This is a genomic window from Neobacillus sp. BF23-41 (genome assembly GCF_041106275.1).
Map to the genome: position 1 here is coordinate 347,417 of NZ_JBGBPR010000003.1, position 12,547 is coordinate 359,963.

General features: G+C 41.7%; 14 protein-coding genes. 1 reads left to right on the top strand and 13 read right to left on the bottom strand.

The genetic code is table 11. From position 1 onward, the window contains the following. Nucleotides 1–242 precede the first annotated feature (242 nt). A complete protein-coding gene (locus tag AB7942_RS07595) occupies nucleotides 243–1,202 on the bottom strand; it encodes an NAD(P)H-dependent flavin oxidoreductase (protein WP_369446371.1) in 960 nt (319 codons plus the stop codon). A gap of 80 nt (nucleotides 1,203–1,282) precedes the next feature. On the opposite strand from AB7942_RS07595, the gene AB7942_RS07600 reads away from it, so the two are divergent. Next, nucleotides 1,283–1,795: a gamma carbonic anhydrase family protein gene (locus AB7942_RS07600; RefSeq protein WP_088089094.1), complete on the top strand. Its 513-nt coding sequence runs from the start codon at nucleotides 1,283–1,285 to the stop codon at nucleotides 1,793–1,795. A gap of 394 nt (nucleotides 1,796–2,189) precedes the next feature. Here AB7942_RS07600 and paaX read toward each other — a convergent pair whose 3' ends face one another. From paaX to paaA, 12 genes are all read right to left on the bottom strand, one after another. After that, nucleotides 2,190–3,080, bottom strand: coding sequence for a phenylacetic acid degradation operon negative regulatory protein PaaX (gene paaX, locus AB7942_RS07605; RefSeq protein ID WP_335719180.1), 891 nt, complete (start codon nucleotides 3,078–3,080; stop codon nucleotides 2,190–2,192). Between the two features lie 81 nt (nucleotides 3,081–3,161). Continuing rightward, on the bottom strand, nucleotides 3,162–3,938 hold the full coding sequence (locus tag AB7942_RS07610; protein WP_335719181.1) for an enoyl-CoA hydratase-related protein: 777 nt from the start codon (nucleotides 3,936–3,938) through the stop codon (nucleotides 3,162–3,164). Between the two features lie 258 nt (nucleotides 3,939–4,196). Beyond that, nucleotides 4,197–5,399, bottom strand: a complete 1,203-nt coding sequence (locus AB7942_RS07615; RefSeq protein ID WP_369446372.1) for a thiolase family protein — start codon at nucleotides 5,397–5,399, stop codon at nucleotides 4,197–4,199. Next, on the bottom strand, nucleotides 5,396–6,268 hold the full coding sequence (locus AB7942_RS07620) for a 3-hydroxyacyl-CoA dehydrogenase (RefSeq protein ID WP_088089098.1): 873 nt from the start codon (nucleotides 6,266–6,268) through the stop codon (nucleotides 5,396–5,398). Before AB7942_RS07620 ends, AB7942_RS07615 begins: the two co-directional genes overlap by 4 nt. 169 nt (nucleotides 6,269–6,437) lie before the next feature. After that, a complete protein-coding gene (locus tag AB7942_RS07625; protein WP_369446373.1) occupies nucleotides 6,438–7,958 on the bottom strand; it encodes an aldehyde dehydrogenase family protein in 1,521 nt (506 codons plus the stop codon). Nucleotides 7,959–7,981: 23 nt separating this feature from the next. Continuing rightward, nucleotides 7,982–8,755 (bottom strand): enoyl-CoA hydratase-related protein, encoded by a 774-nt coding sequence (locus AB7942_RS07630; RefSeq protein ID WP_088089100.1) that lies wholly within the window; start codon nucleotides 8,753–8,755, stop codon nucleotides 7,982–7,984. Nucleotides 8,756–8,766: 11 nt separating this feature from the next. Then, nucleotides 8,767–9,543, bottom strand: a complete 777-nt coding sequence (locus tag AB7942_RS07635) for an enoyl-CoA hydratase-related protein (RefSeq protein WP_369446374.1) — start codon at nucleotides 9,541–9,543, stop codon at nucleotides 8,767–8,769. Nucleotides 9,544–9,545: 2 nt separating this feature from the next. Continuing rightward, the gene (locus tag AB7942_RS07640; RefSeq protein WP_088089102.1) at nucleotides 9,546–9,848 is read right to left on the bottom strand and encodes an EthD family reductase; all 303 of its coding nucleotides are present in this window, start codon (nucleotides 9,846–9,848) and stop codon (nucleotides 9,546–9,548) included. A gap of 17 nt (nucleotides 9,849–9,865) precedes the next feature. Then, entirely contained in the window at nucleotides 9,866–10,363 is a 498-nt protein-coding gene (gene paaD, locus AB7942_RS07645) for a 1,2-phenylacetyl-CoA epoxidase subunit PaaD (RefSeq protein WP_369446375.1), read from the bottom strand. A 27-nt stretch (nucleotides 10,364–10,390) separates the two neighbouring features. Continuing rightward, the gene (gene paaC / locus AB7942_RS07650; RefSeq protein WP_369446376.1) at nucleotides 10,391–11,194 is read right to left on the bottom strand and encodes a 1,2-phenylacetyl-CoA epoxidase subunit PaaC; all 804 of its coding nucleotides are present in this window, start codon (nucleotides 11,192–11,194) and stop codon (nucleotides 10,391–10,393) included. After that, entirely contained in the window at nucleotides 11,184–11,543 is a 360-nt protein-coding gene (gene paaB, locus AB7942_RS07655; protein ID WP_088089105.1) for a 1,2-phenylacetyl-CoA epoxidase subunit PaaB, read from the bottom strand. Before paaB ends, paaC begins: the two co-directional genes overlap by 11 nt. A 15-nt stretch (nucleotides 11,544–11,558) precedes the next feature. Next, nucleotides 11,559–12,515: a 1,2-phenylacetyl-CoA epoxidase subunit PaaA gene (gene paaA / locus AB7942_RS07660; RefSeq protein WP_369446377.1), complete on the bottom strand. Its 957-nt coding sequence runs from the start codon at nucleotides 12,513–12,515 to the stop codon at nucleotides 11,559–11,561. Nucleotides 12,516–12,547: the final 32 nt, after the last annotated feature.

Genomic DNA, 12,547 nt, shown 5'->3' on the forward strand with positions numbered 1-12,547 from the left:
AGAAAGACGACAAAGACGATGATGAAGATGAGGATGATTAATGACACTTTTAATTTCAAATCAATGTAAGGCACCCTTTGCTATTCGTTACTTTAAACTGCAAAAAATAGTATAAGAAATACAAACAAGCACACGACAATAACGTGTGCTTGTTTTGTTGTGGGCTACCGAGACTGCTCCACCCATAATTTGGATCGCCTATAGACTCCATTATCCAGGTTCGTAAAACAATTATTATGTAATTATAACATCACAGTAAAGCTGCTTAATCGATCTTCCATTTGTTTTTTAGCATCATTCATCATGCCGTCGAGCAGTTCTTTCACGGTTGGAATATGTTCAATGAGTCCGGCCACCTGACCGCAATTCATGAAACCATTCTCAGCATCTCCCTGGATCGCACCAGCAATGTGATGGTCCTCTGATGTCATTTCGAGGTATTGTTCTGAAGCCACTCCACTTCGTTCCGATTCGATAATGCTATCAGCATATGGTGCTTTTAAAACGCGTCTTACTTGTCCGACTGACCGGCCTAAAATAACGGTTTCGTTATCCCCTGCATCAAGAAGCCTTTGTTTATAGGTTGAATGAAATGGTGCTTCTTTCGTTGCTATCAAGCGGGTACCTAACTGTACGCCAGCTGCTCCGAGCATCAAAGCCGCTGCCAGACCTTGACCATTTCCAATTCCACCCGCTGCCACAACCGGGATTGTGACATGGCGGCTTATTTGTGGAATGAGCGTAAATGTGGTTAATTCCATACTTGAATTAATACCGGCTGCTTCAAACCCTTCTGCCACCAATACATCTGCCCCTGCAGCCTCTGCCTTTTGAGCTTGTTTGACCGACGCGACAACCGCAATTACTTTTATGCCTTTTTCATGCAGGAGTGGAATAAAAGGAGCAGGATTGCCAGCCGATAATGAAACAATTGGTATTTCATGCTTAAACACAAGTTGAATCATTTCTTTTGTATAAGGACTAACATTAATTGGTATATTCAATGCAAAACTGTTATTCGTTTTATCTTTGGTTTCAAGAATAATGGCTTCGACCTGCTCAAGGGTCATCGTTCCACAGCCTATCGTACCAAGACCTCCAGCTTCAGATACAGCAGCCGTAAGCTGAGCATTGCTTATATTCCCCATTCCCCCCTGAATGATTGGATATTGAATAGAAAAAAGTTCGCAAATATATTTCATTTTTTCAACCCCCTATTAATTTCATGTTATACTATAATCAATAGAAAAACAATTCTGATTTTTTAAAAGGAGCGAAAGAAATGATCATCCCATTCAATGGCATAACCCCTTCCATTCATAAAACAGTTTTCGTGGCACCTGGTGCTCACTTAATTGGCGATATTACGATTAAAGAAGAATCTTCCATCTGGTTTAATGCTGTGTTACGAGGGGATGAGGATTCGATTATTATTGGCGCAAGGTGCAGTATTCAAGATAACTCTACCATTCATTTATTCGAAGGATGTCCTGTTATCATTGAAGACGAGGTTACAGTCGGGCACAACGTTATTCTGCACGGCTGCAAAGTGGGTAAACGTTCAATTATCGGTATGGGCTCTACCATATTAGACAACGTAGAAATCGGCGAAGAATGCATTATTGGTGCGAATACACTGATTGCCGCGGGCAAAAAGATACCGCCACGCTCACTTGTCGTTGGATCACCGGGAAAAGTCGTCAGGGAATTAACCGATAAAGACCTAGAACTTATTCGCCTCTCTACTGATTCATATGTACAAAAAGGACGGGAATTTAAAGAGATCCTTAAATAGATAATTTAAGATTTTAAGAACAAAAGCCGCAAGCGCCCGTTAAGCGACGTATGGACTGGAGCACTCCAACTGAGATCAATGAAAAAGGAAAGCGGAAGCGCCTTGCTCAGGGGCAACAGGCATAAGACGAGCCGGCGAGAAGGTTGTTCTTTAACCTTCTTGAAGGATTGGCTTATGACCCGAGCCCCTTGGCGCTAAGCTAGACAACACGGAGCTGCGCAAGATTCGATGTTGACTTATCGTATGGCGGAGGGCGAAGTACACTAGTCGCTGGGCGCTGGAGCTGGATTCAGATAACCATTCTAATTATCCACATTAAAATTTTTTTATAATTTCCTACCAAACAAAAAAAGCTGCTTCGAAAGTCTTCCATTCAAGACTTTTGGGGCAGCTTTTATTTTTTTGAATGAATAATTAACGGATGATTTTTCGCGTCATAGGAATGATCCTTTCTGCGCAAATCATTATCCGCTTCAAAGACATTTTCAAAAAACCTGCTAGCTGATTCCGCTAAAAGTTGATAATACTGACTAAACAGCAGTGCCGCATGATTACCACTCCACATTGGCGGTAAAAGTTCCTTTGGCAGACCTGGATCAATGAACAGAAATTTTCTGTATTCATGAACAAGATTTGTTCTCTCCACAAAGCACTCTGAGTCGGACATTTCTCCATTGCTTAGCACACTTTGATGTACAATGAATTGCTTACTGTACTTTGAGATAAACTCCTCATACTTATTCTCGATTTCCTCAAGCGGCCAGCTTTTTTCCACAAGGGATTGACTATCTTTTGGCCCTTTATAGTCCGAGACGAAGAAATCAACGTATTCACTAATATCATACTTTTCGATTAAAAGATTCACTTCTTTTTCAAGGTTATTCGGTGAAATCCAGCAGGCATTAGAGAAACTGCCAAATCCACTCCACAATAGTTCCTGTCGAAGCTCATCACGAATCTGTCGTTTTTCTTCCGGAATCGAATACATTAAAATACGCCATTTTCCGTCCCATTCATGCGGGTTCAGCTTAAAAATTCGGTTGGCGGCCTCATCCATCCGGGAAACACCTCGTTCAGTCAAAAAGTAAAAACTTTTGTTTCCCTGCTTTTCTGACTGAATCCACCCTTGCTTCACCATTCGGGAAACAGCGACACGAACGCCCTGTTCATTATGCCCAAACTCTTTCAATAAACGAACCAAGCTGCCAATCCAAATTTTATTTCCATAGTGACGTAAATAATCTCCATAAATGGTGAAAATCATCGATTGTGTGTTTGCACCCATAAACTCTTCACTCTTTCTTTTTCCCTGCCCCTTACAAATTTTGAACGAGACGTTTTTTCTATTATATCACAAACGTCAATATCATCTCCCTGAAAATTGAGGTATTCTCCGCTCACTAAATGCATCGAGCGCCTCGATTCGGTCTTCTGTTGGAATCGTCAGTTCATACGCTTTCGCTTCAATTGCAAGCCCCGTCTGTAAATCTGCGTTCATTCCCTGAGTAATCGCATATTTCGCCTGTTTTAATGCGACAGGCCCATTTTTCATCATGTTTGCCGCAAATTGTTTACACTCTTCAGAAAGAACATCATGCGGCACCACTTTTAATACAATACCAAGGTCGAGCGCCTCCTCAGCTGAGATTTTTTTCGCCGTTAAAATTAATTCTTTGGCCTTCATTTCACCAATCAGTCGTGGAAGGCGCTGTGTTCCGCCTGCACCAGGAATGATTGCCCAGCTCGTTTCGGTCAACCCCATGGATACACCTTGTGCCGCAATCGCAAAGTCACACGACAGTAGCCACTCAAATCCTCCGCCCAGCGCGTAACCATTAACCGCTGCGATTGTCGGCTGCGGCAAGCTGGCAATACTATTAAACAAATCACGAATCGCTTTCACATTTCTTCTTACCTCTGACTCATTTAAGGTTTTTCTTTCTTTCAAATCAGCACCGGCACTGAATGCTTTTTGGCCGGCTCCTGTAAAAATAACAACGCGTACCTCAGGATTTACATGAATGGAATCAACAGCCTCCTGCAGTTCACGAAGTGTATCATAGTTAAAACAATTCAATACGTCCGGTCGGTTTACTGTTACATATCCGATATGACCTTTCACTTCATATAATACGTTTCCCATGGCCGTTCCCTCTCTTTTTTAAGGCTGTGCTAAATTTGCCTATTGATTTCCGCTACAGGCACTTCACTTTCCGCGGGCGGTCCGGGTGTCTCCTCGGCGCTTTTGCGCCTGTGGGGTCTCCCAAGACCTTCTTTTCCCGCAGGAGTCTCGTGCCTTCCGCTCCAATCAACATAGTTTGCAAAATCAACATTGAGCTTTAACACAGCCTTTTTTAAAATAGAGGCCATCCCACAAATTCGAGACAGCCCATTTTAGATCCTAGTCTATATTTTCAATAATCGCCGCTATCCCCTGACCGACTCCTACACACATTGTCGCCAGTCCATATTGAACATTTTGTTTTTTCATTTCATATAAAAGCGTCGTCAAAATACGGGCTCCGCTTGCACCAAGTGGATGTCCAAACGCAATAGCACCGCCGTTTACATTGACCTTTTCCTGATCAAACTCAAGCTGGCGTATGCATTCCAGCGACTGTGAGGCAAAAGCTTCATTTAGTTCTACAAGACCGATATCGTTTACCGATAAGTTTGCCCGATCAAGCGCTTTTTTCGTTGCATAAATTGGACCAAGGCCCATAACCGCAGGCTCAAGACCGGCAACCGCTCCAACCACATATTTTGCAAGGGGCTTCAAACCAAGTTCTTTTGCTTTATCCGCACTCATTAATAACAAAGCGGATGCACCGTCATTTACTCCGGATGCATTACCAGCTGTTACTGTACCGCCTTCAAAAATCGGACGCAGTTTAGCAAGTTTTTCAATCGTTGTATCTGGACGTGGATGCTCGTCTTGATCGAAGACAACCTCGTTTCCTTTCCGATCATGAAAACGAACGGGTACAATTTCTTCCGCAAAACGATTGGATTCCATTGCTTTTTTTGCCCGCTGCTGGCTTTGAAGTGCAAACTGATCCTGATCTTCCCGTGAAATTGAGCAGCGTTGCGCCACATTTTCAGCTGTCTGAGGCATGGAATCTGCTCCATACATCTCTTCTAGCTTTTTATTCGTAAATCGCCATCCAATCGTTGTATCCTGAAGCTCCATCGATCCCCGAGGGAAGTCACTCTCAGGTTTTGCCATGACATATGGTGCTCTTGTCATACTTTCCGTTCCCCCTGCGATGTAAATATCGCCTTCCCCTACAGCTATAGATCGTGCAGCATACATAACCGCATCAAGTCCTGATCCGCACAAACGATTAATAGTAGTTCCACCAACGTTCACCGGAAGACCAGCTAAAAGTGCGGACATTCTCGCTACATCTCGGTTATCCTCTCCTGCCTGATTCGCATTTCCGAAGATGGCATCTTCAATTTGTTCCGGCGGCAGCCCTGGATTCCGCTCTGTCAGCGCTTTAATGACAATTGCTCCGAGATCATCTGGACGTACACTTTTTAATGCTCCTTTATACTTCCCGATAGGTGTTCTTACCGCATCAACAATGACAACGTCCCTCATTTTCCCACCAGCTCTTCAATTTTTGTATAGTCGTACACACCTTTACCAGACTTGCGGCCCAGTCTTCCCGCTTTTACATACTGTTCAAGAAGTGGCGCTGGACGGTATTTTTCACCAAGTTTTTCATGTAAATATTTTAAATTATTTAAACGGGCATCTAGTCCTACTAAATCCCCCAGCTCAAATGGGCCCATAGGATAATTCAATCCTAGCTTGATTGCTTTATCAATTTCTTCAGGTGTTCCTAACCCTTCTTGAAGCATATAGAATGCTTCATTCCCAACCAGGCAGCTGATCCGACTTGTTACAAAACCAGGAAATTCGTTAATGACCACTGTCTCTTTTCCCATCTTCTCAGCAACCTGTTTTATGACTGCTGCTGTTTCATCACTCGTTTCGAGGCCGCGTACAATTTCGACTAGCGGCATTTTCTGTACAGGATTGAAGAAATGCATCGCAATCGTTTTTTCAGGACGCTTTCCATAAGAACCAATTTCTGTCGGGCTCATAGTGGAAGTATTAGTAGCAAAATAGCAGTGATCCTGTGCATGTTCTTCTATTGTTTCAAAAACAGCTTTTTTAACTTCTGCACGCTCTGGAACGGCCTCTATAATTAAATCAGCTTTAATAGCAGCTTCTTTTAAATTGGAAGAATATAACAATCGACTTTTTCCTGCATCCGCTTCTTCAGAAGTGATTTTTCCGTAACGTACACCTTTTTCAAAAATAATATCAATCTCTTTTTTCGCGCTGTCTAATGCAGATGAATTCACATCTACTAATGTTATGTCAAATCCTCCAGTCGCTCCTACATAGGCGATCCCTCTGCCCATTACTCCAGAGCCTACGACTACTATGTTTGTAATCATCTAACTGTCTCCTTCCACATAATAGAGGCTGGCTGCGATAGAATCAGATTAGCATCCAGCTATACCCGAATGATTTTTCTGAAATATGTTTCAGCCAGCCTTTATTCACTATTTTGTATCTCGGTTTAATATCCATCAACGGCAGGCCCCTGATAGAAGTTTCACCTTATTAAATGCCGAAAGGATTTAATGGGCGGCTTCCATAATAGGAAATAAAACTTTTTGTTTCAGTATAAAGATCTAATGTCTCAATACAAAGCTCCCTTCCGAACCCCGATTGTTTATAACCGCCGAAAGGTGTTCCTGGGAAAGCTGAGAATGGGCAGTTTACCATGACAATCCCTGCTTGGATTTGGTTACCAACACGAGTTGCACGGGCACCATCTTTCGTCCAAAGAGCAGAACCAAGACCAAACTCTGTGTCATTTGCTAGTCTAATTGCCTCTTTTTCATCTTTGAACTTCATGATTACAACAACTGGTCCAAAGATTTCTTCTTTCACTACTTTCATATTGTGATTTACATTACCAATGACCGTCGGCTCGTACCAATAACCGCCTTCGAATCCTTCAACTACAGCCGGCTTTCCACCTACTAAGATTTCAGCTCCATCTGCAATAGCTGATTGAACATAGCTATCAACAACATCTAATTGACCTTGATCGATAACGGACCCAACATGTGTTTCTTTATCTAATGGATTTCCCAATTTAAGCTTTTTCGTTTTTTCTACGAATCTAGTAACAAATTCATCATAAATATCCTCGTGTACGTATAAGCGAGATCTAGCCTCACAAGATTGTCCTGTATTATAGAAAATACCGAATAGTGACCCATCTATAGCCGCTTCAATATCAGCATCCTCGAACACGATATTCGGAGATTTCCCGCCAAGCTCCAATGTTACACGCTTTAATGTTTGTGAAGCCTTGCCCATGATATCTCTGCCAATTGGTGTAGAACCTGTGAAAGCTACTTTACTTACATTCGGATGTTCAACTAGATAATTTCCAACGTCAGAACCAGAACCAGGAATAACATTAACTACTCCTGCGGGAACTCCTGCTTCAATACAAATTTCACCTAAGACAATGGCAGTTATCGGAGTTAACGAAGCCGGTTTCACAATGACAGAACATCCAACCGCGATTGCAGGTGCAATTTTCCACGCCGCCATCATCAAAGGGTAGTTCCAAGGAATAATTTGTGCGCATACACCTACAGGTTCTTTCTCTGTATAGTTATGGAATTGACCTGCCATATTATTTACGGAGCCGCTATGTCCTACAATGGCACCTGCATAAAATTCGAAAACTTCAACAGCTTGCATAACTTGACCTTGTGCGGCCGAAATCGATTTACCGCTATTTAATACTTCTAATTCAACTAATTCATTAAAACGGGAACGCATAATCGCCGCAATTTTATTTAAAGTACGAGAGCGTTTATTAATAGGAGATCTCTTCCACTTACCGTTTTCGAATACTGCAAGAGCTGCTTGTACCGCTCTTTCTGCATCTTCTTGTGTAGCTTTTGCAACCTTGGCAAGGATTTCACCAGTGGCAGGATTGTAAGCATCAATAGTGGCTCCATTAGAACTTTCCACTCTTTCACCATTAATAACTAGATGGTAATAATCACGCTTCATTTCTACTTTTTCAAAAATTGCTGCTTCCTGTACTTTTACCATTTCATCCCACTCCCTTTTTTATGTTACTCACCTATAAATTGAGCTTTGCGTTTCTCAGTAAATGCCGTTACCCCTTCAACATAATCTTTCGTTAAGCCGGCAATTCGTTGTCCTTCCGCTTCTTCTTTCAAATATTCTTCAAAAGAATGATGGTAGGAGGCTTCTAAATACCTTTTGATTAAGCCGATTGCTTTCGTTGGTCTGCTGGCAATATTTTCTGCAAAGGCTGTCACTTGCTCGTTCCAGTCCTCTACACCGATTACTTTTGTAGCAAGACCCATTTTTTCTGCCTCAGTAGCAGGTACCTTTTCTCCCAAAACAGATAGCTCTAATGCTTTTGCATGACCCACAATTCGTGAAAGGTAATACAGATTACCCGAATCAGGAATTAACCCAATATTGACAAAGGCATTTAAAAAGCTTGCTTTCTCAGAGACAAGACGGAAATCGCAGGCTAATGCCAGACTGAAGCCCGCCCCTGCAGCCACACCGTTTACTGCTGCAATAATTGGTTTTTCACATCTGGCGATTTCCTTCATCATCGGACCGTAATTGTTACGGAGCATTTGACCTAAATTCATGCTGTCATCCACATCTGCTAGGTCTTGGCCGGAACAAAAGGCCCTTCCTTCTCCGTTAATGACAATCGCACGCACTTCATGAGAGTTTGACGATTGTTTAATTGCCCTTTGGATTTCTTTATTCATTTGTGATGTAAAAGCATTCAGTTTATCAGGTCGGTTTAGACTGAGCCAAGCTACCCCGTTTTCAATCCGATAAGTAATTGTTTCGTACATAGCATAACTCCTTATCTGCCTGTAAAATTAGGCTTTCTTTTTTCTACAAACGCTTCCATGCCTTCCCTTTGATCTTCTGAAGCAAAGAGCAAGTAGAAATTTTTTCTTTCATATTGCATTCCTTCATATAAGGAGTAATCCACTGCCTTATTAACAGAATCTTTGATCATTCTGACCGCTAAAGATGGCTGTACCGCAATCTTTCTTGCGAAAGCTATTGCTTCCTCCATCAATAATTCAGGTGCGACAATTTTATTAATAATGCCATATTTTAAGGCTGTTTCTGCATTGATTCTTTCGGCGGTCAAGATCCATTCAAGTGCCTTTGTTTTACCTACTAGCTTCGTCAGTCTTTGTGTCCCTCCTGCTCCAGGCATAACTCCAAGTGTTACCTCTGGGAAGGAAAACAGTGTATCTCCTGCAGCTATAAGTAAGTCACATGATAGGGCAAGTTCAAAGCCACCGCCGAATACAAAGCTTTTGACTGCACCAATGATAGGCTTTTTAACGAGACTTAACCGGTCCCAATCAGCGAATTGATTTAACAATTCCAACGTAATTGGATTATCATTGGCCATCTCATCAATATCCGCCCCAGCAGAAAATGCTTTTCCATGACCGGATAATAGGATTACTTTCACTTGGGTATCACGGTCGAATTCTTCTGCTGCAGAAACAATTTCACCGACCATCGTCCGGTTAAGCGCATTCAATTGTTTAGGCCTATTTAAGGTAATAAAACCAATTTCATTCTCGACAGAAGTTTCAATATATTGAAACAGTCCCATCCTTAAACTTCCTCACCAATCATCATGGTTACGAGTTTCCCAGCAAAGCCCATCAAGTCTTTTCCTGATGCTTTTCCTTCAGGGGAACGCATACCTTGTTGAAGCGCTTCATGATTTTTATAATACATTTCGCATAGAATGTGATATTCAGAGTCTTTCCCCATTGGTGTTCCGACGATTTTCGTAACGACCATTTTTTGAAGACCTGGGATTTTATCTGTGAGCGGACCGTGAACATTAAAATAATGTTCATCAAATTCTTCTTTATTTTCCGGCTGCTTATATAGAGCAATTAACTTTACCATTTTATTCCCTCCATATTTTACATAAATTTAATCATTGGTTTCATTGCTTCAAATGGATTTTTACATGATTTACAATATAAAATGCTGCGACACGCTGTTGGTCCGAATATGTTTTCCATCGTGACATACGTCGATTCACAATACGGACAATCTATATGCCACGATCCATCCTCTTTCATTTGTCGAGGGGGAGGGGAGATTCCGAATACCTTTAGTCCCGCTTTCCCCTTTTCCGTAATCCGGTCAGATGTCCAGGATGGGAAACGTAGGAATTCTACGCTCACTCCTTCTACGCTTGGCAGCTGTTTAACAGCCGTTTCAACATTTTTTTGAATGATAGGAAGAGCTGGGCAACCTAGAAAGGTAGGCAGTATTTTTACTGAAACATCTGATCCTGATATCTCCACATTTTCCACCATTCCTAAATCTAGAATGCTGACTGTATTAATTTCGGGATCTTTTACGTTTTCCAGTAGTTTATATATTTCTTCTGATGTTAATAACACGGTAGGCATCGTACCCCTCCCCCTTTTCCTTTTGTATTACCAGGAAGCTGCTTTATTACTAGCGTATACTTCACTTAAAGTTTCGAGTGCCTTCTCTAAATCCTCTGTGTGCTTCCCATTTCGTCCATCGCCTTGAGCCATTCCTATTTCAAGGGGTCCTTGGAGCCCAACACTTTCCAATATAGGTGCAACAGCCTGATTCCACTTATTCAGTAAAACCACTTCGCTTTCAATTAAACCTTGTTGCATGATTTTATTTCGATGTTCTCCCAGAGAGAACACACCTTGGAAATCTTGCAACGTTATTTCAATAGCTGCTTTCATTCGGGAAACAGCTTCTTCATGGCCTGAACCTAAAAGTTGAACGAACCATGTTTTCCAATGCATTAGATGATAGTAAAGTTCCATTTGCACTTTTGCGGCAACTTCAGCCAGCGGCTCATACGAACTTGAATGTAATGATTGAATCTTAATCATTTTGGCTTGGGTATAAAAATAATTTCGTACTACCGCAAAAGCCCAATCATAATCCGGTTCTTTCATATAATAGCCAGGTCCATTCACGAGTTCCAAGATAATCGCATTGCGCCTTGCATTAGCTGGACGATCATGGGCCAGCTGATTTGCATTCCCTTCACCGAGTTCTTCTAGCAATTGATAGAATATGGCCGCATGGCCCATTGTATCTTGGGTGATGGAGGAAGTTGCTACGTCTTCCTCAATGTGAGGAGCGAGACCCAGCCATTCAGATCCACGATAGGAATGGATAAAATCATCGTCTGCTAATTGAAATAGCAACTCTTTAATTGCCGTTTTCTCTACTGATGAATTATTTGCCATTTTTTACGCCTCCTGCCCAAGACAAAATTTCCTTCTCATCAAGCATTTCTTGTTCATATTTCCGCCATTTTTTCTTTAAATAGCCATACCCTTTTGTTGTGCGGTATTCTTTATTATCTAAACGTTGAAGCGTTTTCTTTTCTTCCGAAGTCATTTTACGTATATTCTGACGTTTCACAACCCAGATATCATCCACTGCTTCACGTCGCATAAAGTTTTCCTGTGCCATCAGGATCGCAATATCCTCATTTGGTGCGAGCAAGCTAAAATGATATTGTACTGGTGCAGTTGGGGTCTTGCGGCTAAATACTTCAAACTCTTCAAAATATGATTCTTGCCTAGTTTCCATGTTCCTTCCCCTCCCTTAGACAGTCTTTGGAGACAATGCTTCACGTACCCATTGGTTATTTTTGTATGAAATTCTCCTAAGATTCAAGCGCTCTTGTGAACGAGGTCCTTCATTTCTAGCAATCTTCTTCAATTTATTCCAGTCAGGCTGTTTATAAATCCATTTTCCTGTTTCTTCATCAAATCGCAGCGTTTCATCCGGAATGGTAAAACCAAGTGAATGAATCCGCTTAATATACTTGCTAAAGAAAGATTGACGAAGTCCTTCATTCGTGCCCGTTCTGATTCTATACTTTAAGGTAACATCTTGTTTTGAAGCACCCATTTCATTCTTGCTTGGCGGTCCGAAGAAAAGCAGCAAAGATTCCCACCAATAATTAAGTGCATCTTGCACCATTTGTCTCTGTTCTTCTGTCCCTTCAGCTAAAGCCATAATAATGGCTTCTCCGTGTTGAGCGTGGAAAACCTCTTCTGCACAAATTCTGTGTAAGGCACGGGCATATGGACCGTAAGATGCACCAAGCATATCCGTTTGGGTGATAATGGCAGCTCCGTCAACTAACCAGCCAATCAGCCCTGCATCTCCCCATGATTTAGCTTCCATATGGAAAACATTATGGAACTTTAATTTCCCAGTAAAAAGATCCTGCATCAGATCGTCCCGCTTTTTTCCATATGGTTTCAATAAATCTTCCGCCACACGAAGCAATAATTGTCCGTGTCCCATTTCGTCTTGTACCTTCGCCATAATCCCAAGTTTCCTATGCAAAGTAGGAGCTTTCGGTACCCATTCCTTTTCAGGAAGTGCTCCCATTATTTCGCTCATACCATGCATGGAAATTAATTTGATTAATGTATTCCGATATTCATCTGGCATCCAATCATCTGCTTCAATTTTATCTCCAGCTTCGATCCTAGCTCTAAATTGCTCCAGCTTTTCCTGTTCTGTTATTTCATTTAAAAGAACGCTCATTTCAAATCCCCCTTTTCTTAAAAACAATATAA

What these genes read in the sequence shown, in the direction of transcription:
- AB7942_RS07595 (WP_369446371.1), bottom strand. Translation starts at nt 1,202, where the DNA reads ATGAAATATATTTGCGAACTTTTTTCTATTCAATATCCAATCATTCAG.
- AB7942_RS07600 (WP_088089094.1), top strand. Translation starts at nt 1,283, where the DNA reads ATGATCATCCCATTCAATGGCATAACCCCTTCCATTCATAAAACAGTT.
- paaX (WP_335719180.1), bottom strand. Translation starts at nt 3,080, where the DNA reads ATGGGTGCAAACACACAATCGATGATTTTCACCATTTATGGAGATTAT.
- AB7942_RS07610 (WP_335719181.1), bottom strand. Translation starts at nt 3,938, where the DNA reads ATGGGAAACGTATTATATGAAGTGAAAGGTCATATCGGATATGTAACA.
- AB7942_RS07615 (WP_369446372.1), bottom strand. Translation starts at nt 5,399, where the DNA reads ATGAGGGACGTTGTCATTGTTGATGCGGTAAGAACACCTATCGGGAAG.
- AB7942_RS07620 (WP_088089098.1), bottom strand. Translation starts at nt 6,268, where the DNA reads ATGATTACAAACATAGTAGTCGTAGGCTCTGGAGTAATGGGCAGAGGG.
- AB7942_RS07625 (WP_369446373.1), bottom strand. Translation starts at nt 7,958, where the DNA reads ATGGTAAAAGTACAGGAAGCAGCAATTTTTGAAAAAGTAGAAATGAAG.
- AB7942_RS07630 (WP_088089100.1), bottom strand. Translation starts at nt 8,755, where the DNA reads ATGTACGAAACAATTACTTATCGGATTGAAAACGGGGTAGCTTGGCTC.
- AB7942_RS07635 (WP_369446374.1), bottom strand. Translation starts at nt 9,543, where the DNA reads ATGGGACTGTTTCAATATATTGAAACTTCTGTCGAGAATGAAATTGGT.
- AB7942_RS07640 (WP_088089102.1), bottom strand. Translation starts at nt 9,848, where the DNA reads ATGGTAAAGTTAATTGCTCTATATAAGCAGCCGGAAAATAAAGAAGAA.
- paaD (WP_369446375.1), bottom strand. Translation starts at nt 10,363, where the DNA reads ATGCCTACCGTGTTATTAACATCAGAAGAAATATATAAACTACTGGAA.
- paaC (WP_369446376.1), bottom strand. Translation starts at nt 11,194, where the DNA reads ATGGCAAATAATTCATCAGTAGAGAAAACGGCAATTAAAGAGTTGCTA.
- paaB (WP_088089105.1), bottom strand. Translation starts at nt 11,543, where the DNA reads ATGGAAACTAGGCAAGAATCATATTTTGAAGAGTTTGAAGTATTTAGC.
- paaA (WP_369446377.1), bottom strand. Translation starts at nt 12,515, where the DNA reads ATGAGCGTTCTTTTAAATGAAATAACAGAACAGGAAAAGCTGGAGCAA.